This window comes from Mesorhizobium sp. M0208, from assembly GCF_040322015.1.
Classification (GTDB): Bacteria; Pseudomonadota; Alphaproteobacteria; order Rhizobiales; family Rhizobiaceae; genus Mesorhizobium.
Genome location: NZ_JAMYSP010000021.1, coordinates 66,896 through 90,446, shown reverse-complemented (window position 1 = coordinate 90,446; position 23,551 = coordinate 66,896). Strand labels below are relative to the sequence as shown.

Sequence of the window (23,551 nt, the reverse complement as noted above, 5' to 3'; positions counted from 1 at the left end):
TCGCGCAGGGTGTGACGGCCTACTGCTTCGGCTTGAACCAGCTGCTGACGGCCGCCTGCATGTCGGCCGCCAGCTTCTGCGGCGTGATGTTGCCTTCGACCATGTCGATGATCTCGGACTGCAGGATCGAGGAGGCCGTCGGCGTCTGCCAGCGGAAGCCGACAAGCGTCAGATAGGGTGTGGAATTCTTCGACATTTCCATCATCTTGGCGAGCACCGGGTCTTTGACGGTGACGTCGGTGCGGGCCGGCGGCCAGCCCAACTCGTCGGCGAAGAGCTGCGCGAACTCGGCCGAGGCCATGAAGTTGAGCACCTTGGTCGCCGCCTCCTTGTTGGCGCTTTCAGAGACCAGGCCATAGGAGCCGTCTGAAAAGGCCGAGGTGTAGAGCTTGGTTGCCGGGTCATCGGCGGGGAACGGGAAGATCGAGAATTTCAGCTTCGGGTTCTGCGCCTTGAAGCTGCCGTTCTCGAACGAGCCGCCGAAGAACATGGCCGCCTTGCCGCCGATGAATTGCTGTGTCGATGTGGTGTAATCGACCCCGGCAAAGCCGTCGGAGAAATACGGTTTCAACTCGGCATAGCGTTTCAGGGCAGCCACGTAGCGCGGATCCTCGAAGGTCGCCTTGCCGCTCATCATTTCGTCGTAGAAGCCCGGGCCATAGATGGTCGGGCCGACGACGCCGACGCCGATCTCCAGCGCCCAGGCGGAGCCGTTGGCGCCGCCGGCGGCTATTGGCGTTATCCCCGCCCCTTTCAGCTTCTCGCAGGCGGCGACGAAATCCTTGTAGGTCTTGGGGATTTCGATGCCCTGGGCGGCGAAGATGTCTTGATTGTAGAAGACACCCATCATCGGCACCGAATAGGGCACGCCGTAGATCTTGCCGTCGGCGCGGCCACGAGCGCCGCCGAGGGCGGCATCAGCGATGTTCTTCAGCTCCGGCACGCTGTCGTCGAGCGCGTCGAGATAGCCACCCTCGATGAAGGGCTGCAGTTCGCCGTAAGCCTTGAGCTGGGCGATATCAGGCCCGCGGCCGCCACGCAGCGCCGTGCTCAGCCGGTTCTGGTAGTCGGCGTCGTGGGTGAACTGGACGTTGACCTTGATGCCTGGGGTCTTGGCTTCGAAGGCATCGAAGATGCGGCGCATCGCAGCCTCGTCCTCGGTGCGCCAACTCCACAGGGTCACGGTGTCGTCAGCCTTTGCCGGCAGTGCGGTGAGGACCCCGGTGCAGACTGCGGCAAAGCCGCCGATCAGGCCGAGTGCGGCGCGTCGATGAATTGAAAACATACTCAGTCTCCCATTCTTGTCGATTGTCATTCCCACAGCGGTTCAAAAGCCGAGAGGCGGCCATAAGCTTTTCTCATCTCATTATAACAACATGACTTCGACCGCAAGTGCCTTGCAGTATGTTCGGACATGGCCGGCAGGGGAGAATCAGCTCGAACTTTATCATCTAATTATTTGTTTTCACAATGTAATCTCTTACGTTTGCGGACCGCAGTAAGAAAGCGCCGCAACACCGGCAGGAGCTCTCCACGAAGATAGCGCTTGCATCGTTGCTTCATGTTGTCATAACGTCATGGACATCGCTGTGTGGCTATGCGGAGGGTCGGATGTCTTTGGCTTGGATTTCGAAACTGGCACTGGCTGCAGGGTTGTTGGCCTCGCCCACCCTTGGTTGGGCCCAATCGGTCAACATCTCCTATCTGACCCACTGGTCGCCCGAAACGGTCGCTTTGCTGGACGCCGCGGCCAAGGACTACGCCAAGAGCAATCCGGATGTGACCGTCACCATTCGCGCCGTTCCCTTCGGCGATCTCCTGACGACACTGCGTTCCCAGGGCGGCAGTTCCGATGGGCCGACGATCGGTGGCATCTATGATTTGTGGCTGCCCGAACTGGCGCGAGACAAGCTTGTCGCGCCGGCCCCCGATGCGGTTGCCGGCGAGGTCAAGAGCGCATGGCCGGCTGGTGTGGTCAGTGCGGCATCGGTCGGCGGCACGCTCTACGGCATTCCAAACGAGATCGACGTCTATGCGTTGAACTACAACAAGGAGCTGTTCAAGCAGGCCGGCATTACGGCCGCACCGAAGACCTGGTCCGAATTGAAGGATGCGGCCCGGAAGCTGACCCGGAAAGACGCCGGCCAGCAAGGTTTCGGCATGATCAATTCCTGGGCCGCGGGCGTCGTCCATCCCTTCGCCTCGCTGCTGGTCTCCAATGGCGGCGAGCTGGTCAAGGACGGCAAACCGATGCTCGACAGTCCTCAAGCCGGCGAGACTTTCCAGCTCTACGAGGATCTGATCAAGTCCGGCGCCAGCGATCCGGCGATGGCCACCGCCGACGCCAACACCACCGGCCCCTTCCTAGACAATTTCGTCTCAGGCAAGACCGGCATGATCATCATGGCCAACTGGTGGGAAAGCGCATTGAAGAGCGGCATGGGCGACAAGTTCTCCAATATCGCCACCGCACCCATCCCGGTCGGTCCGAGCGGCGACAAGCCGCACTCGATCTCTTATTCGTGGATGACGGTCGTCAACGCCAATGCCGGTCAGGCCGAGCAAAAAGTGGCATGGGATTTCCTGGCATGGCTGAACAGTCCGAAGTCCGGCAAGAACGGCGCCTCGGCCATGTCGGATATTCTGATGTCGATGGGCATCCTGCCGACGCGGACCTCCGACATCGAAGCCCACAAGGACAAGCTCGGTTCCGAGTTCCTGTCCGGCTATGTCAGCGTGCTTGCCGACGCCAAGCCCTTCCCTGTCGTCCCGGGAGGGCAGGAGTTCAGCGAATCGCTCCAGCAGACGCTCGAGGCGTTGCAGTATGGGCAGCTCTCGGCCAAGGATGCGCAGGCGAACGCGCAGGCCGATGCCGTCTCGATCCTGGAGCGTGCCGCCAAATAGCGAAGGCGCTGTTTCGCGAGCCCGACGCTTTGGAAGCAGAGCGATGATCAAGACCTATCGTGCCTCCGCGGGCATCATGCTGGCGCCCGCCGTGACATTGATCGGCGTTTTCATCCTGCTGCCGATGCTGCTCACCATCTGGCTGTCATTCCAGGACTGGTCGACGCAAACACCTTTTTCCAGTGCGACCTTCATCGGCTTCGACAATTTTCGCGAAATATTCGGCCCGACCTCGGTCGGGCGGGATTTCAAGCGAGCACTGCTCAACACCGCGATCTACACGGCGTTGTCAGTGATGCTCATCCTGCCCCTTTCGGTAGCGTTCGGCTTGATGGTCTACCAGCGCGATGTCGCAGGCGGCACGGCGCTGCGGACCGTGTTGTTTTCCACCTACATGGTGCCGATGATCGCCGTGACGCTGGTCTGGTCGAAGCTATATTCGCCGAGCGAAGGGCCGCTCAACCAGATGCTCGGCCTCGCCGGCATCGGCCCGCAACCCTGGCTGTCCTCGCCAAGATCGGCGTTGATCTCGATCGTCGTGCTCAATGTCTGGCAGCAGATCGGCTATTTTACGGTGCTGGCCGTTGCCGGGCTGACTCAGATCCCGGGCAGTCTTTATGAGGCGGCGACTCTCGACGGCGCCAACCGGCGCGAACAGTTCCGCTTCATCACCTTGCCGCTGCTGCGGCGCACGCTTCTGTTCAGCGCCGTCATCGCCATCATCAATGCCGTGCAGGTATTCGAGCCGGTCGCGCTGATCACCCAAGGCGGGCCGGTCGGCTCGACCAACGTGCTGACCTATCACATCCGCCGTGTCGGCATCGAGCGCGCGCAAGGCGGATTGGGCTCGGCCATGGCAGTGATGCTGATGCTGGCGCTGATCGTCGTTGTGTGCGCGCTGTTTGCCTATGCCAACCGGAAGGATGACCAATGAGCGCGCCGGGCCGCTCAGGATCGAGCCGGTTGGCGCGCAAACGCCTGGCGGGCCGCAGAGCGCTGCTCGCCACGCTGATGCTGCTGGTTGCCGTGGCCTCCGCCTTCCCACTCTTGTGGATGGTACTCTCCAGCCTGAAGACGCCGGCCGAAACCATGCAGGTGCCGCCGGTGTGGATACCGCGCACGCCGAGCCTCGAAGCCTATGAGAAAGTCTCCGGCGTCATCAATGTCGGCCGCGCGATGTGGAAGTCGCTGGTGATCGCCTCGATCACTACCGCAGGCATTCTGGTCACCAGCATGATGGCTGGCTACGCCTTCGCCAAGCACCACTTTCCCGGTCGCTCGCTGCTGTTTTCCGTGCTGATCGCCACCATGTTTCTGCCGCCGATCGTCACGCTGATCCCGTTGTACCGGCTCGTCGGATCGATCGGCCTGAATGCCAGCCTTGCCGGCATCATCGTGCCCAACCTCGCCAATGCCTTCGGCATCTTTCTGATGCGCCAGTTCATCGCCGGCGTGCCGGACGATTTGATCGACGCGGCACGGATGGATGGGGCGTCGGAACTTGTGATCCTGTTCAAGATCGTCGCGCCGAGCGTGGCGCCCGCGATCGCAGCATTGGCGCTGTTTGCCTTCGTCTATCATTGGAACAGCTATCTCTGGCCGCTGACGGTTCTACAGGGCAATGCACAGGACTATCCGATCGTCATCAGCCTCAGCCGCCTGCTCAGCTACAACAGAGGCGCCCTCAATACTGGACTGGTGATGGCCGGCGCCACGCTTGCCGTGCTGCCGCCATTGGTGCTGTTCGTCTTCCTGCAGCGCTTCTTCGTCGATTCAATCGTCGGCTCGGCGGTCAAGGGATAGTGTCAGCGGCACTGGTTATCTGTTTATCGCGAATCTGATGCGAATGCCCCCGCTGTTACGACGTAGGGCGCTCCATTGCAGCACAATTCGAGCCGACGCGCCGGCCGGCTCGATCGCGCCACGTCGCGACTTTTATGGCGCTGCCAGACCTGATCTTCGCCCTACGGCTTGAGTCGACCCGTTTCAGTCGTCCGGGATGTTCCCCATCCAGAGCGCTTTAAGTGCAGTCCGGTCATTCGCGTTCGAGCATGCTATAGTGCACCCTGGCTCCAAAGCAGCCATTGATGGCTAGGTGTGAATCAGCATCGAAGGTTGACCCCTATCATCGGTCCCGTAGCCTTGATTTGGCGAGATGAAATGGAGATCGGATGGGGTCCGATCGGCGCCGATCATGACCCCACCCGCGTTGCGAGTTTGCAAGCAAGGTCAGGCACTTGCCGCCGTTTCGAACGGGGTCAACCTTCGGTGCTCGTTCACAGGGACTGTCAGGATTTCCGTGTGCGGGCGGGCATAATGGGTAAAAAGGAATCCCACTATGACCCGACGCAAAGAACCTGCAAAACCGAATGATCTTCTCGACCAACTGCTGGCAGGAGGCGCAGCCAGTGCTGCCTTCGAACAGGGCGGCCTGCTTGATTCGCTTAAGAAGGCTCTGACAGAGCGCGCGCTGAACGCGGAGATGGACCATCATCTGGCGAGCGGCGAAGACGCTGGCAATACGCGTAACGGCTATGGCCGCAAGACCGTAATGACCGAGACGGGCAAGCTGGAGATCGAAGTCCCGCGTGACCGCCAGTCGAGTTTCGATCCGCAGTTGATCGCCAAGTACCAGCGCCGTTTTCCCGGCTTTGATGACAAGATCGTATCGATGTACGCGACGGCCTACGCGAAGGCCGCCAGCTCCGAAAACACGCGAGACGCCTACGCCAGGGACTGGCGGCATCTCACCAACTGGGGCCGCCGCGAAGGCTTCGACCCGACGCCGCCCTCCAGCCAGGTCATCGGCCTCTATATCGGCGCCTGCGCCGCCGGTGAGCCGAAACGCGGCCTTCCGCCTCTCTCCGTCGCGACCATCGAGCGGCGACTCTCCGGCCTTGCCTGGAACTTCACCCAGCGCGGCCAGCCGATGGACCGTGCCGATCGGCATATTTCCACAGTACTCGCCGGCATTCGCCGCAAGCACGCCAAGCCGCCGCGGCAGAAGGAGGCCGTCCTCGGCGACGACCTCATCGCCATGATCGCAACGCTCGGTCATGATCTGCGCGGCTTGCGCGACCGCGCTATTTTGCTGCTGGGCTTCGCGGGCGGGCTGCGGCGCTCCGAAATCGTCGGCCTCGACGTAACGCGCGACGACAACAGCGACGGCGCCGGCTGGATCGAGATTTTTGCCGACAAGGGGGTGCTGGTGACGCTGCGCGGCAAGACCGGCTGGCGCGAGGTCGAGGTCGGCCGCGGCTCCAGCGACCTCTCCTGCCCGTCGTGGCGCTCGAAACCTGGATCAGGCTCAGGCGCATCGCGCGAGGCCCCTCTTCCGCCGCATCTTCAAGGACAACAAGACCGTCGACGTCGAGCGGCTCTCCGACAAGGATGTCGCCCGCCTCGTCAAGCAGACCGCACTGGCCGCCGGCATACGCGCCGATCTGCCGGAAGGCGAGCGTGAACTGCTGTTTGCTGGGCATTCGCTGCGCGCCGGACTCGCCTCTTCGGCGGAGATCGAGGGAGCGTTACGTGCAGAAGCAGCTCGGCCATACCTCGGCCGAAATGACCCGCAAATACCAGCGGCGGCGCGATCGGTTCCGGACCAACCTCACCAAGGCGTCCGGGCTCTAAAAGGTCCGCTCGAAGCCGGCTGCCAGCGTTGTCAGGATGATGTCGCTGGCGACAGCACCTCTTTGAGCAGGGCTGTTGCAATGGCAAGGCTATCAGCAGCCATCTCCTCGTAGTCTGGCATGATCATGAGCTGTGCGATCGTCCGTCTGACGAACTCCGGATTCAGCTCTGCAAGCCGCTCCCTTGTTCGAGCGACACGATCCGGAAATGCCCGGAGGGCGCCGACAACGCCGGCTCGATGCGATCGCGCGGCCGCTGCGATATCGAAGATGTCCCGCGGTCTGGCCTCCGCGCCTCGGTAATAAACCTTCTTGGCAATGATCTCGGGAATGGTCTCAAGCGATACCGGACGGCCTTCTACCTCTCGCTTTTCGAAAGGTGTCCCGGTCAAGGCCCCGGCCACGATGAAGTCAATCTCGCCCAAGCCCTCGAACGCGAATTTCTGAAACCTCGTCCCGTCGCCGTCATATGCGGCAGGACCCATGCTGAAGCTCAGTTGGCTCTTGGATGGGTCAATGAAGCCGAGTAGCTGAGGGTCGTCGAGGAAGATATCGACATCGTGGCTTTCGCGATGGTTGATCTGGATCATCATCGCCGTGCCGCCGCCAAACGACCATTCGAACTCAAAACCTCCGGCCTTCTCCCGGAGCTGGTCGATCAGATCGGCAGCAATGGCGAAAAGCCGCCGCCATTCGGACGGGCGACGGCTATGGACCTCGATCATCAGGCAGCGAGTTGATAGCTCTCGCCGGACCAGGCAGAGAAATGGGCCGCGAAAGCCTTCAGATCATCAACCGCTATCTGGTGCGCGGCGGCGAACTCCATCTGCTGCTCGACCGGCACTTCTCCAAGGAAGGCACTGACCTGCCCAGGATACTGCTTCGCCAGATCTAGATCCGAAAGACAATGAGCCAGCGCCACCCCGTCGAGCTGTTCGCTGTAGGGCGCGTTCACTGTCGTCAGAACCAAGGCCAGATGCTCACTCATAGTCATGCAAAATAGTCAATTCGTGGATGGGGCACAAGCTGCGAGACTCGGGCAATTGCAAATGGCTCGGGAGACTCACAATCGAGCTACAGAAGCGCGGGCTCGAACAACATTCGAGCCGACTGCGAACCTATCGTCGAAAGCATGACTCCGGCACGTCCCGCCCTTACGAAGCTGCAGGGCACGATCGGCTCCGCGTCGACCTCACCAAAGGCTCTGAAAGTCCCCTCCCCGCGCTTGAAGTCGTAAGGTGTAAACGGCGGTTCTGAATTTCAGCTTACGGCTTCAATTGAAATCGGGAAGTAAAAGCCACATCGGTGGCGCGGACGACCGGCCCGATCAGGGTTTTCAGGGACAAATCGCCGATGTCGTAAGCCATTGGTTTCATGATGGCTGATTCGCGATGGTCAAGCTATCGGCCATTTAGGTTGACTTGCAGGGGATTTTTCCGTCGGCCTTATCACTATCGATAAGTAACGTTTATCGACAGTGAGCGGACCAAGGCTTGATCAACATGCAAAAATTGCTCTAGCGTCGTCCAAATTGCCGATCGTCGTGCAGTTCCACGCTCCGCTCGACGAGAGCGCCCATGCCCACGAGGAAACCCATGACCATCACCGTCAAGGTCGGAGAGGCCAAGACACACCTGTCCGACCTGCTGGCCAGGGTCGAAGCCGGCGAGGAGGTCATCATTTCGCGCGGCAACGATCCGATCGCCAAACTGAGCCGAATCCCCAAGACCAATGACCTCGGCGCCCTGATTGAAGAAGTCCGCGCCGCGCGGGCCAGGGCCAAGCCGGTCACCACCGAGGAGATTGTGGCCTGGAAGCATGAAGGCCATCGCTTCTGATGGTGTTCGTCCTTGACGCGTCCGTCGCCGCCGCCTGGCTGCTTCCGGAGGAGCACAGCGAGGCGGCCGAAGGGCTGATTGGCGCGGACTTGTCGGGAACTTCAACGCGCCCGGCTTGCAGAGTGCGATAAAACTGGCGGTGCGCGCCAGCGCCCGTCCCCGCGGCCGCAAGAGCAAGAAGCCGGTGACCGCCGATGTTTTGTCCGCCCTGATCAAGGCCTGCGCCGGCGATCGCCTCGTCGACGTGCGCGACCGCGCCCTTCTCATGATCGCCTTCGCCTCCGGCGGCCGCCGCCGCAGCGAAATTTCCGCTCTCCGCGTCGAACAGCTGGTCGAGGAGGACCCCGTTCCGGCCGATCCAAAGAATCCCGATGGCGACAAACTGCCGTGCCTGTCGATCCAACTCGGTCGGACCAAGACGACACAGGCCGACAGCGACGCTTTCGTGCTGCTCGTCGGCCGGCCGGTGACGGTGCTGCAATCGTGGCTCGAGCGCGCCGAAATATCTGAAGCCGCCGTGTTTCGCGGCATCGACCGGTGGGGCAATCTCGAAAAACGGGCGCTCACGCCGCAGGCGGTGAACCTGATCCCGAAGCGCCGCGTCGCAGAGGCCGGGCTCGATCAAAAACCTTCTCGGCCCACGGCCTGCGCTCCGGCTATCTCACCGAAACCGCCCATCGCGGCATTCCGCTGCCCGAAGCCATGCAGCAGTCGCAGCATCGCTCGGTGCAACAGGCGTCCAACTACTACAATGACGCGGAACGGACGCTCGGGCGGGCAGCGCGGGTTCTTGCCTGACCAGATTGGCAGAAGGCTGAGATGCTCTTGGTCCCCGGGGCGTTCACTCCCACGGCTGCGGCACTCGGCATCTTCCCTCACCTCAACGGTCGTTCGCTCGTCTGAGTTCGTCTCTGCGAGTGCGCCGTCGCCGATAACGACCAAGACGCACCGCTCAAATCACCTCCACTCGCCGTTGGGCACCCGCAACTGGAAACGATGGTGGGCGTTTCTGTGACTGAACGGCTACTGTGGCAGCAAGCCTGATTAAGGAAAAGTCCCACCGTCATGAAGCCAATGAACGAAGAGCACCTCGCGGTCCTACGCAGGCACATGGTCGAGATGATTGCAATCCATGCCGACCTTGCAAGCGAAGAACTCGGCAAGGCGGCGCTCGATGAGCGGGTGATGGCAGCGATGCGGCGAGTGCCGCGGCATCTCTTCGTGCCAGCCTCGGTTGCACCTTATGCCTACCAGGACATGCCGCTGCCGATCGGCTTCGATAAAACCGTCTCGCAGCCTTTCATCGTCGCTCTCATGACCGATCTCCTCGCGCTGCAACCGCACGAGGCGGTGCTCGAGATTGGCACCGGCCTGGGCTATCAAACCGCGATCCTCGCGGAACTCGCCGGGCAAGTTTGGAGCGTCGAAATCATCGAGGAATTCGCAAGCCATGCCGAGGCTCTGCTGCAGGGCCTCGGCTTATCCAATGTCGGCATTCGTGTCGGAGACGGGTCGCGCGGCTGGCCTGAGCACGCTCCATTCGACAAGATCCTGGTCACCGTCGCGGCTGGACGGGCGCCGCCGACTTTGCTTGAGCAGCTCAAGCCGGGGGGCCGCCTGGTTCTGCCTGTGGGACCTGAACAAGTGCAGTTTCTGACTGTCATCGGCAAGGATGCGGCAGGGCAACTCAAGACCCGGAAACTCATCCCGGTTCGGTTCAGCCGGCTCGAAACCGCCTAATGAGAGTGCGTACAACTGGCGCGACCGCGCTTTCCGACCGTCAACCAGATGCCAGCCTTCCGCGCTTCTTCCCCTTGGCGAACGCGAAGAATCGTTCGACCGCCTCACCTCAGCGACGCGATTTGACCCGTTGCGGAAGTTGAACATCAACCGCGAACAATCGCTCTAGGTGTTGTCCATTGTATGGCTTAGACTCGCCGCATGGGACTATTGACGTTCAGCATCAACGTCACCCTGGACGGCTGCGTCGACCACCAGGAGGGAATTGCCGACGAAGAGACGCACGCCTTCTTCACCAGCCTTATGGACGAGGGCGGGGCGATGCTGTGGGGTCGCGTCACCTACGAGATGATAGAAAGCTACTGGCCGGCAGTCGCCCGCGGCGACGAGGAGGCGCCGCCGGCGATACGCGACTGGGCCGTCAAGCTGGACACCAAGCCGAAGTACGTAGTGTCATCGACGCGAAAGGCCTTCCCGTGGACCAACAGCCACCACATCGCCGGCGACCTGCGCACGGGCGTGCAGAGGCTCAAGGACGCGACCCCGGCCGGCGTGCTCCTCGGTAGCGGCAAGCTCGCGACCGAGCTGGACCGGCTGGATCTAATCGACGAGTACAAGCTCCTCGTGCACCCCAGGATCGCGGGCCACGGCCCGACCCTCTACCAGAGCGGGCTGCCCAGCACGCGACGGCTCGAGCTGATCTCGGCCAAGCCGCTCCGCAGCGGCGCGGTCGCCATGCATTACCGGCGCGCGCGCTGACCCAGCGCAGCCTCTTCGCGCCCAACTCGCGGGCCTGCGGGTCACATGGGAAGCCTTCTCCCCGCGCAATACGGCATACCCGCTGCTTCTGCCAAGGGAGCTCGGTTGATCAGGCCGAGGCCTTGTGGGCAATGGCGGCTTCCCACCGATTGTGTTGAAGAAGTCGACTGATGATAGCGTGTTCGTTGGTCGCCATTTGAGGATTTTCGAAGGCTAGGGCCTCTCACGCCGGTTTCGGCATCGGCATCGGGATCAGCTTGGCCAGTTTCCGGAGGTTCTGGGCGGCGGCTGCCAGATGGAACTCGTCTCGGGCGCCATTCGGTCCCCGTAGTCGCAGGCGATCGAGTTTCAGGATGCGTTTGAGGTGCGCAAACAGCATCTCGACCTTCTTTCGCTCGCGGCGCGAGGTCACATAGGCGTCGGTGGTGGCGATATCACGGGCCATGTCGCGCGCACCCTCGTGGAATTCTGGTCAACGATTTCTTCAACTACGGGCTGAACAAAACGCCGCTACCTTGCCCTGCGGCGCATCGCTCGGCCGATGAATGGAGCAAGATGCTCAACGGGCGCGGACGCGTGATCTTCACCGACCGACGCGACTCGATGCCAGGCATCCTCCTCAGCCATCACCTCTGGTTGCTGAGGTCAGTCGCTGATGACGCGCGCAACCTTCGCTTAGCCAATAAGTCGCCGCGACACGGCGAGATTTAGGAGTTTTCCGGAAATGCTAAGACAAACGCAGGACGGTCCCCTCGACTGTCTGACTGAAGCGCTACGCGTCTACGATCTGGACGGCGCCGAAAACGACCCCGCCCGCTCGCTCGACCAATGGCAGTGGCAGGCGGATCGGCTGCGTGCGGCGATGCTTAACAACGCCGTGAATATCGCCGAGCCTGTCGAGGATATAGACGCCTTTTGGACTCTGGCGACCCAGACCGATGCCGGAATCACAAATCTGACTTCTTGGGACACGCTCGAAAACGGCCGGCGCCTTCAGTTGGAGCGCGTCCTGGCCGAGATCTATGGCTCGGAGCAGAGCGTTCTCGTGAATTGCGGCATGTCGGCGATTGCCGTTGCGCTCGGCGCCTGCAAGGTGAAGGCTGGCACGCGCCTGCTTGTCGGCAAGTCTCGGTACTTCGAGACATCGGGATTGATCGAGCGGCATCTCCTGCCGCTTGGCGTCGAGATTCGTGCGGTCGATGTGGCGCGGCCGAACGCCTTGCGAGATGCGCTCGCGGCCTTCGGTCCTGAGGTCGTTCTACTAGAAACGATAGCCAATATGCCAAGCGTCGATCCGGTGCGCGATATCGCTGCGTGGTCAGCGTGCCCGTCGGCACCGATCTTCATTCTCGACAATTCGGTGCAGAGTGGGCTTACACGGTGGTTCGATCTGCTCGACTTTTCAGACCGTCTTCTCGTCGTGGAAAGCGGCACAAAATACATCACAAACGATGCTATGTGCGGTGTTATTTACGGTGCAGGGGATCTCATCGCATCGACACGCAATTATGCGCGCGACACTGGGCAATCCCTACAGGCCCGGGCCCTATCATATCTCTACGCTTCGCACAGCTGCCGCTGAGAATGGCGACACACAGCCGAAACGTCAGGACTTTCGCGGCGGAGCTGTGTCGTTCCGGCATGACTGATCTTAAGCTTACAGTGCTCGACAGTTTCGCCGACGAGGGCAATGCCAAGGTCTTCGCAAAAGGGGTCGGTTCGCTCATATACCTCGTTTTCGGAGACTGCGAGGGGTCGCATTGCAAACAGCTACTGACGCGGTGGCGGCAGAAGGCGCGCGCCCATGACCATGCGGTTGTGCCCGATGTCCGAGCAGGATTTGGTTGGCTGAAATCCAGCGCGCGGGTTTACCAGACGACGCGGCTGAACCGCGCTGACGGGCCCTCATATTTCCGGATTTCCCTCGGATTAGAAGACACTAAGGCGGTTGGAGCTAGCGCCAATGCTTGTCTGACGCCGCGAAGGAGATCCTAGCTGGCCGACAGCCGGCGCTGGAACCCGCAGAGTTTGGGAGGAACTAAGGTGACACTGACCAAAGGAACCACTTCGACCGCAAGGACACGTCTTGATGAGCAAGGTGCGGCCCCCAAACCATGCAGGGGGAATTGCGCTATCTCCTCGATATGTCGCGGCCGCCGCGGGAAACCTTCGACAGGTTTCCAAACTGGCTTCAGCCGTTGGCGCATGGCTCCGATCTCGAGCACCGGAACGATCTAGGTTGGACGCCGCTCATCTCGGCGAGCGCCAATGGCAATCTTGAAGCCGTTAATGCCTTTGCGAAGCTAGGCGCCAGCCTCGAAGCCCGAGCGGTTCTCGGCTGGACTCCTCTTATCGTCGCTGCCCAAAGCGACGAGGCGGACGTTGTTTCCCGACTTCTCGAACTCGGGGCCAGACGCGATGCCGTGGACAACTTCGGGCGCACGGCGCTCTCCGCCTTACAAGGGGGCGAGGCTACAGCCATCGGCCGACACCAGGCTGGCACGAGATGCAGAATGCCCGCCGCTGCATTTGCGAAGCGACGGGCCTCCACCCCATTCCCCCATACCTGACCACGCAATTGCGGTGCCAGACGTCTTGACCATTGCGAGGCACCTTATGGCTCAACACAGCGCCATCTTTGACGGCGAGCGGCGGCTGATTGGCGCAGGCAGCACGACATCACCCCAACATGATGCCTGCCACCTGTGCCGAGTCCCCGCCAGGACATTGCAAGCATCTACGCACTGGGCCGATTTGTCGTTAGCTTTGCATCCTAATTATCCTGGCGTACATATCTTGCTCGGCGCGGCGCTCTTGCACCTTTCCAGACCGGCATATTGCTGTCCACGCCTCGGACCCTGAGCGTGTTCTTGCAGCCGCCGAGGATGAGCTGGTAGGCGCATCCCATGGCTAAATCAAAGATAGGACGGGAACCGACGACTCCAGTTCCCGTTCCATCGAACGATTTGCAGGACATCATTACTCGAACGATCTGGCCAGTGGACCAGGTCATCCATCGCAGTCATTTGAATCTGTATGCCGGCTCGCAGTTCAATCCAGGCTTCAAAGGCAATGCCCGCTTCAGCCCGATCAAGAATGCAAATGGGGCAAGTATCCCAACTCTGTCGGTGGCACAACCTTTCACTGTGCGGCGATGGAACCTGTCTTTCATGATGTGCCATTCGCAGCAGGCCTGAAGACCTACGACAAGGTGAAACTGGCAGGTCAAGTCTATTCGCGAGTGTTGCCCCGGCACGATTTGGTGCTGGCTGATTTGAGCGTCACGGCGCTTAGAAAACTCGGCATCAAACGCAACCAGATCATAGACACCTAGACACCGAGAAGGCCCTCTATCCCGCAACACGCCTATGGGCCGAAGCTATTCACGCCCAGTGCCAGGATATCCAAGGGCTTTTCTGGATTTCTCGGCAGGACGACCGGGCTCTCGCCGTGATGCTATTTGGCGATCGAATCCCGGCAAAGATGTTGGTACAGTCAGGCGTGTCACTCGACTTGACAGGGGATTCCGAGGTCTATTCCGATTTGATCGAGCTCGCCGATCGTATCGGCGTAAAGATCGTGGGCGTCGGCTTCTGATGCGGCAACACACGTGCCCTCAACACCGGACTGGTGATGGCCGCCGCGTCGCTTGCCCTGCTGCCATCGGTGCACATCATTCCTGAAACGCTTCTTCGTCGATTCGTTCGTTGGCTCGACTATCTAAGAGCATCGTCAGGGCGGACCTGCGGTTTTCCACTATTATGATCGGCTCGTGCCCCAATTTTCTACCAACCTCGCCGCGACTCAAGTATTAGATTTTGCTTATGGAGCGTCGGCACGCCATCCGGAGGATCAAGGACGGGCTTTGGGAGGTCTATGACATAGACAATGAAGAGGTTGTCTTCGTGGACAGCGTAGCTCTGACCAATCTGCGGGACGAAGACGCACTCGATGCATTGGAGTTGCTAATGGGTGGATTTCTTGTTCCGAGCAGGCTTCCAAGGCTCGGTTGATGGTTTCTCCGGGAACCATGTTCGCGCGCACTTCGCGCGAAGCGACCCCAGGCTCGTCATTGTGGGTTCCATCAGAACCAGGGCACGAGCTTCCAGCGCCGGTTGCCCTGCGACGAGACGTTGGGGTGGCACCAAGCAGGCGGGAAGGATGATCGCAACTACGCACCGATCTACGCGGCAAATCTTGGCTCCGGAACTCCCGTTACACCGAGGCCGGTGACGGCAAAAAGGCTGCCGCGTAAAACCCCGTCGCCCGGAAAGCGCGGCAGTGGCGGCTTGGCCATCGACGTGACGTACAGGGTGTCGAGCTTCGGCCCGCCGAACATGACGCTGGTGATCTTCTTGACGGGCATGTCGATGATGCGATCAACACTGCCGTCGGGCGCGTAACGCACCAGCCTGCCGTCATAGACCAGCGCGTTCCAGAGGAATCCTTCCGCATCGACAGTCGAGCCGTCGGCCGCCCCTCCCCGGCTGGTATCGACGCGCGTGAAAGTGCGCCGGTTGGTGGCGGCACCGGTTTCGATATCATAGTCGTAGGCCCAGATCTCGCCGGTCCAGGTGTCGGCGAAATAGAAAGTGCGGTCGTCCGGGCTCCAGCACGGGCCGTTCGAGCAGATGATGCCGGAATCTATTCTGGTGACGGAGAAATCGGGATCGAGCCGGTAGAGGCCACCGGACGGTCCCTCTTCCATGGTATCCATCGAGCCGGCGAAGAAGCGGCCGCGCCGGTCGACCTTGCCGTCATTGAGTCTGTTCATCGGCCTGTCCGGCTCCGGATCATGGATCGGCGTCACCTCGCCGGTGGCGAAATCGAGCAGATGGAAACCGCGCTGCAGCGACACCACCGCGCCACCGCCGTCCTTGCGCAATGCCATCGAGCCGATCTTCATCGGCACGTCCCAGCAACGGATCTCGCGGCCGTCGGCGGTCGCCCGAAACACGCGCCCATCGAAACTGTCGATCCAGTAGAGGCGCTCCTGCTCGACGTCCCACAGTGGTCCCTCGCCCAGCGTGGTCTTCACGTCCACTACGACTTCGATCTTCATGCGCTCCTCCTCTGTTTCGGCGCTCTCGGCAACGAGTCAGAACGCTACCTTGTCGCCGCCTTTCAATGACAGGATTTCGCGAGCCTCGTCGGGCGTCGCCACTTCCATGCCGAGGCCTTCGATGATCTTGCGGGCGAGCACCACCTGCTCAGCGTTCGACTTGGCAAGCTTGCCCTTGCCGGCCCAAAGACTGTCTTCAAGCCCGACGCGGATGTTGCCGCCAAGCGCGGCCGATTGTGCAGCGATGCGCAACTGGCTGGCGCCCGCCCCCAGCACCGACCAGCGGAACTGATCACCGAACAGGCGATCGGCGGTGCGCTTCATATGGGCGACGTCTTCGGGGTGCGTACCGATGCCGCCGAGCAGGCCGAACACGGACTGCACGAAGAACGGTGGTTTCACCAGCCCGCGATCTGCGAAATGGGAGAGGTTATAGAGATGGGCAATGTCGTAGCACTCGAACTCGAAGCGCGTGCCGTTGTCGTAACAGGTCTCCAGTATGTACTCGATGTCTTTGAACGAGTTGCGGAAGACCAGGTCACGCGTTGCTTCCAGGTGCGGCCTTTCCCAGTCGAACTTGAACGTTTCGTATTTGTCTACGAGGTGATAGAGCCCGAAATTGATCGATCCCATGTTGAGCGAGGCGACTTCCGGCTCGAACTGCGCGGCGGGGCGCACGCGTTCCTCGACCTTCATGTAGGGACTGCCGCCGGTGGTGATGTTGATGGCGGCATTGGTGCCTTGCTTGACGCGCGGCAGGAAACGCGCGAACGCCTCCGGCGTCTGGTCGGGCTTGCCGGTCTCAGGGTCGCGGGCATGCAGATGCAGGATCGCCGCACCGGCCTCGGCCGCCGCGATCGCCTCCGAGGCGATCTGGTCCGGCGTGATCGGCAGATAGGGCGACATGGTCGGCGTATGGATTGCGCCCGTCACCGCACAGGTGATGATGACCTTGCCCTTGGTCTGCTGGGAGCCGGGCTTGCGGCTTGTTTCCGTCATCGTCCAAACTCCTGATCCGATTTTTTCTTGTGCGCAGCCAGCGCCATCAGTCGGCGGTCGCGCCAGACCTGCCGCTCGCCGAGTTCTTCCCGCGGCAGCCGGTTGCGGCGCTCGGCCTCGACCGTCTCCATGACCTCGCCGGCCCAGTCGACCCGACGCAGCATCTGCGGGAAGATGTTGGAATAGATCGTCTGGTAGCGCTCTACATAGTCGCGCACACCACCTGGCGCGTTGAGGTCGATCGTTTCGAACGGACCCATGAACGACCAGCGCAGCGCCAGCCCCTCGCGCAGGCCCGTGTCGACGTCCTCGACGCTGGCATAGCCGTCGGCGACGAGCCGGAACGCCTCCTCCAACAGCGCACCCTGCAAGCGGTTCATGATGAAGCCGTCGAGTTCGCGCTTCATCACCAGCGGCGCATGGCCCGCCTCGACAAGAAAGGCGCGGGTCCTTTCCACCGTTGCGGCGGAGGTCCATGGCGCCGGCACGACTTCCGCTGCCGGGATGAGATAGGGCGGATTGATCGGGTGCACGACGAGGCAGCGATGGCGCCCCTGAAGATGATCGCTGAATTTCGACGGCAACAGCGCCGAGGTGGAACTGGCGAGCACCGCCTGCGGACCGGCAAGGGCGTCGATCCGGGAGAACACTTCCCGCTTCACCTCGAGGTTTTCCGGCGTGTTCTCCTGGACGTGGACGGCATCGGCCAAGGCCTCGCCAAGCTCCGCCACAATGGTGATGCGGCCAAGCACGGCATCAACCGCCTGTCCCCGCAGCAAATCGTTGGCGGCAAGGTCGCCGAGCACGCCGGCGATATAGTCGCGCGCACCGCTGGCCGCGGCCGGCGCCTGGTCCCACATGCGCACATCATGGCCTGCACGAGCGAAGCTGATGGCCCACGCTCGCCCGATGAAGCCGCTTCCGACAATTGCTACCTTCGCCATGATCTCCCCCTCAGAGTGTCTCGACGTTGCCGTCGACGCCAAGCGACTGGCCGGAAATGTTGATGCCCGCATCGGAAAGCAGGAAGGCCACCATTGCCGCGACGTCATATGGGCTGGTCATGCGGCGCAGCGAGATGTTCTGCAGATAGCGTTGTGTCATCTCCTCGTTTGAAACGCCGAGCTGCTTTGCCCGGTCGGCAATGACCTTGTCGATGCGCGGCCCTTCGATGATGCCAGGCAAGATGGCATTGACCCTGATCCCATGCGGTCCGAGTTCCTTTGCAAGACTCTGGGTCAGGCCGACAACGCCGAACTTGGCAGCCGAGTACGGCGTTCGGAACGCGTAGCCATGGCGGCCGGCGGCCGAAGACATCGAGACGATCGAGCCGCCGCCCGCCGCCTTGATCAGCGGCACGGCACGCCGCGCGCACAGGAACTGGCCGGTCAGGCAGATATCTATGCAACGCCGCCAGTCTGCCGGATCGATCTCATCGACGCCGCCGGTCGGCCCGGCAATGCCGGCATTGTTGATCAGGGCGTCGAGCCCGCCGAGCTTCTCCTTGATAGTCTCGAAGAGCCGGTCGACATCGTCGTCGCGCGAAACGTCGGCCTTGACCGCAGCGGCAAGGGCAATCCTTTTCGGAGCGGACGCCAATGCCTCGTCCGAAATATCGCAGATCACGATACGCGCGCCGAGCCGCGACAGCGTCTCTGCAATGGCAAAGCCGATGCCGCCGGCGCCCGCCGTGACCAGCACGCGCTGGCCTTTGAGCCCGGTCAGGAATTCGTCCGCCGATGCCGGTGCGCTTGAGCTCATTGTTCCATCCCTTTCACTGAATCCGCCTTTCACGCAGCGCCATGACGGCACCGAGCACCACCAGCCCGAACAGGATCGCCCGCGTCGCATAAGGAAGCGTCGTGCCGGCGAGCAGCATCTGCAACGCGGTCAGGAGCAGCACCCCGCCCAGCATGCCGAGATAATGGCCGCGCCCGCCGGTGATCAGCGCACCGCCGACCACGACGACGGCGATGGAGGGCAGCAGATAATCGTCGCCCATGCCGAGGCTGGCCTGGCCGGAAAAGCCGGTCAGCATGATGCCGACCAGCGCCGCGCAGACTGCCGACAGCACATAGACGAGGATGAGCGTGCGACCGACCGCTATGCCGGAGAGCTGGGCTGCGCGCAGGCTGTTGCCGATGCCGTAGACGCGGCGGCCGAAAGCGGTGCGGCCAAGCAGCAGCACGGCAAAGACGACGAAGGCGATCATGAACAGCACCACCGGCGTGATGGCGAATACCTTGCCGGTCATGAACCAGCGCAACATCGGCGAGGAGAAGCCGGCCGGCGTACCTTGCGAGTAAAGCAGCGCGACGCCTTGCAGAATGCCGTTGGTGGCCAGCGTCATCACGATCGGCGAGATGCCGAGAAAGACGATACCGATGCCGTTGGCGAGACCGATCAGGCAAGCGATGAGCAGCACCGCCGGCAGCGCATAGGCGAGTGCAGCGTCGGATCCGTTGACCATACCGGCAAGCAGGATGCCCGACAGGCCGATCGTCCACGGCACTGACAGGTCAAGTCCGCCGGTAAGAATCACGCTGCCTTGCCCAAGCGCCAGGATGGCAAGGAAGCTCGACAGCACGAACAGCGAATTCCAGTAACCAAAATTGACGATGGCGCGTCCGAGCCAGATCTGCGTGACGATCACGACAATGGCAAGACAGACATAGGCCGGCAGCGCGTAACGCAACGTCTCGGCGTTACGGACATGGAAGGCCGGCTGCGGCGCCTGCTGCTCGCCGGCGCTGCCCCGCGCAATTCTCAGTCGCCGGTCGGTGCGATCGATCTGCGAGGGCAGCATTCCGGCCCGCCACGCGGCCAGCCGAGCCCGCAGCGCACGCAGTTGGCGGGCAAGCACGGAATCATGTGACAGCGAGCCGGCAAGCACGGCAAGGATCAGGATCGTGCCTTCGGCGATCGTCGAATAGTAGGCCGAGACGTTGAGCACGAGCAGGATATTGACGACCATCATCAGGATGTAGGCGCCGAAGACAGTGCCGACGGGCCCACCTTGACCGCCGCCCAGCCTTGTACCGCCGACGACGACCGCCGCGAACATCGACAGCAACAACGGGTTGCCGACCAGCGGATCGCCGCTGCCGGTCTGGGCGCTGATGAAAACGCCGGCAAGCCCATAGCAGCCGCCGGCAATGACATAGACCAGGAAGCGTACGAGAACGACCCGCACGCCGACCGAGGCGGCTGCGTCCGGATCGCTGCCGACGGCATAAAGCGCCGTCCCGAAGCGTGTGCCTTTGAGCCAGAACCAGCCGAGCAGGACCACGCCGATGACCACCAGCGGCATCGGTAGCCAGCCGGCGATAGCATCACCGAGATAGAAGGCGCCAAGATCGGGCGAGACGAAGCCGCCGGGCTTGTCCATGACCAGCAGCGTTACCCCCTGCAGGATGAACATGGTCGACAGCGTGACGACGATAGGCTGCATGCGCAGGACGGCAATGAAGAAGCCGTTGAAGGCGCCGACCAGCATGCCGACCCCAATTCCGGCCAAAGTCCACAGCGCAACACTGGTGCCGGTCGCCATCGGATCCATGCCGTTTGCCAGGACGACATTGACCAGCGAGATCACCGCGCCGGCGGACAGGTCGAAACCGCCGGACAGGATGACCAGGGTCTGGCCGATCGCCGCCAATGCGGAAGTGGCGCCGCCGCTCGACAGGAACGAAATGTCGAAATAGGTGAGCCGCCCGGCACTGACCAGATCGACGATCAGCAGGAGCAGGGCAAAGACGATCGCGGCGATGATGGCGCCGTGATGCCGCGCGAGGAGCCGTGTCGCGGTCGGTGCCGCGGCGGCCGAGCTCGTCACACTCATTCCGCCGCCTCCCGGACCACGTCCCGGTGGCCAAGCGCCGGCCGCATGATCGCGCCTTCGGTGATCTCGTCGCCGGCAAGCTCAGCCACCAGATGGCCGTCATAAAGCACGAGCACCCGGTCGCATTGATGGACCAGCTCGGGAATCTCGGTTGAATGCAGAAGGATCGAGCCGCCGGCCGCCACATAGTCGCGCATCATCACGTAGAGCTCGTGCTTGGTCCCCACGTCAATGCCCCGGGTCGGATCGAAAAGCAGCAGGATCCGGCTTTCGGCGACGAGCCATTTGGCAATGGCTATCTTTTGCTGGTTGCCGCCCGAGAAGGCCCCTGCCCTCGTCCACAAGGCACTGCGGTCGACCTCCACGGTCGAGAAGGCGGACTGTACGGCCTTTGCCTCCTCGTCTGTTCTGATCAGGCCATAACGGGTGAAGCGCGCGACGACCGGCAGCGATGCATTCTGCCGGCCCGAGAGTTTCAGGAACAGGCCTTCGGTTTTGCGGTCCTCCGGCACCAGCCCGATTGCCATATTGGGCTTGAGCGCATCCGCGGGCGAGCCGAGCCACACTTGGCGCCCGTCGACCAGGATGTGGCCGCGCTCGATCTCGGCCATGCCGAAGCAGGCGAGGAACAGGTCGAGCTGACCCATGCCCTGCAATCCGGCAATGCCGAGGATCTCGCCCTTGCGCAGGTCGAAATCGATGCCGTCGAGCTTCCTCCCGGCTTTGAGATCGCGCACGCCGAGCACCGGCGGACCAAAGGCGGCCTCGCTTTCTGGTTTAGGCGGGAAGGTCTGGGCGATACTGCGGCCGATGATTTTTTCAATCACCTCACCATCCGAAACGTCGGCAACCGGCGCGGTGACGATGTGGTGGCCGTTCCTGAGAATGGTCAGCGTGTCGCAGAAAGCCCGCACCTCGCGCATGCGATGGGTAATGAACACGACCGTGGTACCGGCCGCTTTCAACCGCGCGATGATCGCGGCAAGCCACTCGACATCGCTACCCGACAGCGTCGAGGTCGGCTCGTCGAGCAGTAGGATGCGCGGCTTGCGATAGAGCGCGCGCGCGATTTCGATCTTCTGGCGGATGGCGAGATCTAGAGTCGCTACCTCGGCATCGAGATCGACCGTAAACTCCAGATCGGAGATGTGCTTGCGGACTGCCCTACGCGCGCTCAACCGCCTTATCAGGCCGACTGGGCCAACGGGCGCGTAAGGCAGCAACATGTTGTCGAGAACGCTGAGATCGCGTACCAGGGTCATTTCCTGGAAGGCTGTCTGGACGCCTTTGGCATGCGCGGCCCGCGGCGAACCGAGTGGCGCCGGTTCGCCTGACAGGGTGATTTGCCCGTCGTCGGGCCGCACCAGCCCCGACAGCAGCTTGACGAGCGTGGACTTGCCCGCACCGTTCTCGCCAAGCAAGGCATGCACGCTGCCGGAAGCGATCTCGAAGGAAACGCCATCGAGGGCGACTGTTGCGCCAAATGCCTTGCGGACGCCCTCTATGCCGACAGCTGTCGAATGCGCTGACATCATGATCCCAGTCCCGGCCGAAAGGTGCGTGGAGCGCCTCGAAAGCACCCCACGCCCACTTTCGGAGTGCCTACTCCTCGGGCTGGCCTACAAGGGCTGCTGCGAGACCGATTTCAGGTGTCTTATCGGAGAAGATCGAGGCGAACCAGCCTGGGTTCGAGACCAGCGACGGTTTGAACGCGTTGCAACCAGCCTTCATCTCCGCCCAGGTGCCCTCGTCGCAAAGCTTTATCGTCTCGTTGGTGACGACCGGCAGCGGCAGGATCGTCTTCTTGGCAACGTCTTTGCCTTCAAGCGCTTCGACGGCAAGCTTGAGAGCGAGCGCCCCGGAATATGGCGGCGATGCGTAGGAAATGCGCGGGGCGCCGAGCGGCGCATAGGGAGAGGTCGCGCCCTCGACCTCCGTGCCCTCCGGCAGCATCTGGATACGCCCGCCATTCGATCCCTCGCCTGCGCAAGGCAGGAGTTCGCTACTCTTCTTGCCGGCCTCGAGCTGCATGGAATTGGCGGTGAAGCAGCCGACCTGCATCCATAACCCGTTGATGTCGTCCCAGCTGCGCGTCGCCAATATCTTGGAAAGTTCGGTACGCGCCACCGCCTGGCTCCACATGCCGACAGCCTCGCCGACGATCTTGATGTCGGGATGCTTGGCAAACACCTCCTTCGCGGCCTTGGTGCGCAGATCATCGACCGAGGTGCCGGGAACGCCGGTCACCGCGATGATGTTGCCCTTGCCATTGAGCTTCTTTACCAGCCACTCCGCCGTTACGCGGCCAGCCTCCTCCTGGTCGATATGGACATTGTAGGCGCAAGGCTCCGTGATCTCGGCATCATAGGCAAACACCTTAACGCCCTTATCGCAGGCGTTCTTCACCACCTGGTTTAGGGCTGTTGGCGAAATCGGGAAGATCACGATGGCTTCGGCGCCGGCCTGGACCATGGCATTGATCTGCTGGATCTGGCGCTGTGCGTTCGGCCCCGCCACCTGGACCTGAAGGTCTACCTTGTCGACCATGCTCTTGTGCGAGGCCATCGCCTTGACCATGTTGGCGGCCTCGGCCTGCCAATCATTGCCGATGAAGCTCATGCTGAGAAATATCTTGTGCTTTCCGGCCGCTTCGGCGGCGGACATCCCAAAAGAGCAAACAGCCATGCCGGCAAGCAGCGCAAGCCGCCGGGCTTTCGATCCGATACCCATTCGAAACTCCTCCCAGTTCAGACGACCGAATGCCTCCCAAGGGCAC

19 protein-coding genes and 4 pseudogenes are annotated in these 23,551 nt (G+C 61.9%); 12 read left to right on the top strand and 11 right to left on the bottom strand.

Annotated features, from left to right (window positions below; genetic code table 11):
* Positions 1-19: 19 nt before the first annotated feature.
* Positions 20-1,285, bottom strand: a complete 1,266-nt coding sequence (locus NKJ17_RS20985) for an extracellular solute-binding protein (RefSeq protein WP_352689876.1) — start codon at positions 1,283-1,285, stop codon at positions 20-22.
* A gap of 326 nt (positions 1,286-1,611) precedes the next feature.
* On the opposite strand from NKJ17_RS20985, the gene NKJ17_RS20980 reads away from it, so the two are divergent.
* The 4 genes and pseudogenes from NKJ17_RS20980 to NKJ17_RS20965 all read left to right on the top strand — a co-directional run.
* Positions 1,612-2,904, top strand: a complete 1,293-nt coding sequence (locus NKJ17_RS20980) for an ABC transporter substrate-binding protein (RefSeq protein WP_352689875.1) — start codon at positions 1,612-1,614, stop codon at positions 2,902-2,904.
* A gap of 43 nt (positions 2,905-2,947) precedes the next feature.
* The gene (locus tag NKJ17_RS20975) at positions 2,948-3,838 is read left to right on the top strand and encodes a carbohydrate ABC transporter permease (RefSeq protein ID WP_352689874.1); all 891 of its coding nucleotides are present in this window, start codon (positions 2,948-2,950) and stop codon (positions 3,836-3,838) included.
* Positions 3,835-4,707, top strand: a complete 873-nt coding sequence (locus NKJ17_RS20970; protein WP_352689873.1) for a carbohydrate ABC transporter permease — start codon at positions 3,835-3,837, stop codon at positions 4,705-4,707. The genes NKJ17_RS20975 and NKJ17_RS20970 overlap by 4 nt, the downstream gene beginning before the upstream one ends.
* A 535-nt stretch (positions 4,708-5,242) precedes the next feature.
* Positions 5,243-5,632 (top strand): annotated as a pseudogene (locus NKJ17_RS20965) (transposase); the annotation flags it as partial.
* 936 nt (positions 5,633-6,568) lie between these two features.
* Here NKJ17_RS20965 and NKJ17_RS20960 read toward each other — a convergent pair.
* Positions 6,569-7,195: a nucleotidyl transferase AbiEii/AbiGii toxin family protein gene (locus tag NKJ17_RS20960; protein WP_502906563.1), complete on the bottom strand. Its 627-nt coding sequence runs from the start codon at positions 7,193-7,195 to the stop codon at positions 6,569-6,571.
* Between the two features lie 65 nt (positions 7,196-7,260).
* Complete coding sequence (locus tag NKJ17_RS20955; RefSeq protein WP_084643174.1) at positions 7,261-7,524, bottom strand: hypothetical protein; 264 nt, start codon at positions 7,522-7,524, stop codon at positions 7,261-7,263.
* 607 nt (positions 7,525-8,131) lie between these two features.
* On the opposite strand from NKJ17_RS20955, the gene NKJ17_RS20950 reads away from it, so the two are divergent.
* The 4 genes and pseudogenes from NKJ17_RS20950 to NKJ17_RS20935 all read left to right on the top strand — a co-directional run bounded on the left by NKJ17_RS20950 (position 8,132) and on the right by NKJ17_RS20935 (position 10,873).
* Positions 8,132-8,374 (top strand): type II toxin-antitoxin system Phd/YefM family antitoxin, encoded by a 243-nt coding sequence (locus NKJ17_RS20950; RefSeq protein WP_352507644.1) that lies wholly within the window; start codon positions 8,132-8,134, stop codon positions 8,372-8,374.
* 79 nt (positions 8,375-8,453) lie between these two features.
* A pseudogene (locus NKJ17_RS20945) lies at positions 8,454-9,172 on the top strand (tyrosine-type recombinase/integrase); the annotation flags it as partial.
* A 267-nt stretch (positions 9,173-9,439) separates the two neighbouring features.
* A complete protein-coding gene (locus tag NKJ17_RS20940; protein ID WP_352507643.1) occupies positions 9,440-10,114 on the top strand; it encodes a protein-L-isoaspartate(D-aspartate) O-methyltransferase in 675 nt (224 codons plus the stop codon).
* Between the two features lie 201 nt (positions 10,115-10,315).
* On the top strand, positions 10,316-10,873 hold the full coding sequence (locus tag NKJ17_RS20935; protein WP_352689871.1) for a dihydrofolate reductase family protein: 558 nt from the start codon (positions 10,316-10,318) through the stop codon (positions 10,871-10,873).
* Positions 10,874-11,096: 223 nt separating this feature from the next.
* Here NKJ17_RS20935 and NKJ17_RS20930 read toward each other — a convergent pair.
* Positions 11,097-11,336: pseudogene (locus NKJ17_RS20930) on the bottom strand (transposase); the annotation flags it as partial.
* Positions 11,337-11,750: 414 nt separating this feature from the next.
* Here NKJ17_RS20930 and NKJ17_RS20925 point away from each other — a divergent pair.
* From NKJ17_RS20925 to NKJ17_RS20910, 4 genes and pseudogenes are all read left to right on the top strand, one after another.
* Positions 11,751-12,455: a PLP-dependent transferase gene (locus tag NKJ17_RS20925; protein WP_352689870.1), complete on the top strand. Its 705-nt coding sequence runs from the start codon at positions 11,751-11,753 to the stop codon at positions 12,453-12,455.
* Positions 12,456-12,987: 532 nt separating this feature from the next.
* Positions 12,988-13,443, top strand: coding sequence for an ankyrin repeat domain-containing protein (locus NKJ17_RS20920; RefSeq protein ID WP_352689869.1), 456 nt, complete (start codon positions 12,988-12,990; stop codon positions 13,441-13,443).
* A gap of 336 nt (positions 13,444-13,779) precedes the next feature.
* Complete coding sequence (locus tag NKJ17_RS20915) at positions 13,780-14,070, top strand: hypothetical protein (protein WP_352689868.1); 291 nt, start codon at positions 13,780-13,782, stop codon at positions 14,068-14,070.
* Between the two features lie 175 nt (positions 14,071-14,245).
* A pseudogene (locus NKJ17_RS20910) lies at positions 14,246-14,296 on the top strand (hypothetical protein); the annotation flags it as partial.
* 760 nt (positions 14,297-15,056) lie between these two features.
* On the opposite strand, the gene NKJ17_RS20905 reads toward NKJ17_RS20910, so the two are convergent.
* The 7 genes from NKJ17_RS20905 to NKJ17_RS20875 form a co-directional block, all read right to left on the bottom strand.
* Entirely contained in the window at positions 15,057-15,935 is an 879-nt protein-coding gene (locus tag NKJ17_RS20905) for an SMP-30/gluconolactonase/LRE family protein (RefSeq protein WP_352689867.1), read from the bottom strand.
* A gap of 36 nt (positions 15,936-15,971) precedes the next feature.
* Entirely contained in the window at positions 15,972-16,934 is a 963-nt protein-coding gene (gene kce, locus NKJ17_RS20900) for a 3,5-dioxohexanoate:acetyl-CoA acetone transferase (protein WP_352689866.1), read from the bottom strand.
* Positions 16,931-17,878, bottom strand: coding sequence for a 3-hydroxyacyl-CoA dehydrogenase (locus NKJ17_RS20895; protein ID WP_352689865.1), 948 nt, complete (start codon positions 17,876-17,878; stop codon positions 16,931-16,933). The genes kce and NKJ17_RS20895 overlap by 4 nt, the downstream gene beginning before the upstream one ends.
* A 10-nt stretch (positions 17,879-17,888) precedes the next feature.
* Positions 17,889-18,695, bottom strand: coding sequence for an SDR family oxidoreductase (locus NKJ17_RS20890; protein WP_352689864.1), 807 nt, complete (start codon positions 18,693-18,695; stop codon positions 17,889-17,891).
* Between the two features lie 13 nt (positions 18,696-18,708).
* The gene (locus NKJ17_RS20885) at positions 18,709-20,775 is read right to left on the bottom strand and encodes an ABC transporter permease (RefSeq protein WP_502906562.1); all 2,067 of its coding nucleotides are present in this window, start codon (positions 20,773-20,775) and stop codon (positions 18,709-18,711) included.
* On the bottom strand, positions 20,772-22,310 hold the full coding sequence (locus NKJ17_RS20880) for a sugar ABC transporter ATP-binding protein (RefSeq protein ID WP_502906561.1): 1,539 nt from the start codon (positions 22,308-22,310) through the stop codon (positions 20,772-20,774). The genes NKJ17_RS20885 and NKJ17_RS20880 overlap by 4 nt, the downstream gene beginning before the upstream one ends.
* A 67-nt stretch (positions 22,311-22,377) precedes the next feature.
* Positions 22,378-23,505, bottom strand: coding sequence for a sugar ABC transporter substrate-binding protein (locus tag NKJ17_RS20875; RefSeq protein ID WP_352689863.1), 1,128 nt, complete (start codon positions 23,503-23,505; stop codon positions 22,378-22,380).
* Between the last annotated feature and the right edge of the window lie 46 nt (positions 23,506-23,551).

Bases quoted from the DNA above. Each gene is read 5' to 3' on its own strand.
- NKJ17_RS20985 (WP_352689876.1), bottom strand. From the start codon at position 1,285: ATGTTTTCAATTCATCGACGCGCCGCACTCGGCCTGATCGGCGGCTTT.
- NKJ17_RS20980 (WP_352689875.1), top strand. From the start codon at position 1,612: ATGTCTTTGGCTTGGATTTCGAAACTGGCACTGGCTGCAGGGTTGTTG.
- NKJ17_RS20975 (WP_352689874.1), top strand. From the start codon at position 2,948: ATGATCAAGACCTATCGTGCCTCCGCGGGCATCATGCTGGCGCCCGCC.
- NKJ17_RS20970 (WP_352689873.1), top strand. From the start codon at position 3,835: ATGAGCGCGCCGGGCCGCTCAGGATCGAGCCGGTTGGCGCGCAAACGC.
- NKJ17_RS20955 (WP_084643174.1), bottom strand. From the start codon at position 7,524: ATGAGTGAGCATCTGGCCTTGGTTCTGACGACAGTGAACGCGCCCTAC.
- NKJ17_RS20950 (WP_352507644.1), top strand. From the start codon at position 8,132: ATGACCATCACCGTCAAGGTCGGAGAGGCCAAGACACACCTGTCCGAC.
- NKJ17_RS20940 (WP_352507643.1), top strand. From the start codon at position 9,440: ATGAAGCCAATGAACGAAGAGCACCTCGCGGTCCTACGCAGGCACATG.
- NKJ17_RS20935 (WP_352689871.1), top strand. From the start codon at position 10,316: ATGGGACTATTGACGTTCAGCATCAACGTCACCCTGGACGGCTGCGTC.
- NKJ17_RS20920 (WP_352689869.1), top strand. From the start codon at position 12,988: ATGCAGGGGGAATTGCGCTATCTCCTCGATATGTCGCGGCCGCCGCGG.
- NKJ17_RS20915 (WP_352689868.1), top strand. From the start codon at position 13,780: ATGGCTAAATCAAAGATAGGACGGGAACCGACGACTCCAGTTCCCGTT.
- NKJ17_RS20905 (WP_352689867.1), bottom strand. From the start codon at position 15,935: ATGAAGATCGAAGTCGTAGTGGACGTGAAGACCACGCTGGGCGAGGGA.
- kce (WP_352689866.1), bottom strand. From the start codon at position 16,934: ATGACGGAAACAAGCCGCAAGCCCGGCTCCCAGCAGACCAAGGGCAAG.
- NKJ17_RS20895 (WP_352689865.1), bottom strand. From the start codon at position 17,878: ATGGCGAAGGTAGCAATTGTCGGAAGCGGCTTCATCGGGCGAGCGTGG.
- NKJ17_RS20890 (WP_352689864.1), bottom strand. From the start codon at position 18,695: ATGAGCTCAAGCGCACCGGCATCGGCGGACGAATTCCTGACCGGGCTC.
- NKJ17_RS20885 (WP_502906562.1), bottom strand. From the start codon at position 20,775: ATGAGTGTGACGAGCTCGGCCGCCGCGGCACCGACCGCGACACGGCTC.
- NKJ17_RS20880 (WP_502906561.1), bottom strand. From the start codon at position 22,310: ATGATGTCAGCGCATTCGACAGCTGTCGGCATAGAGGGCGTCCGCAAG.
- NKJ17_RS20875 (WP_352689863.1), bottom strand. From the start codon at position 23,505: ATGGGTATCGGATCGAAAGCCCGGCGGCTTGCGCTGCTTGCCGGCATG.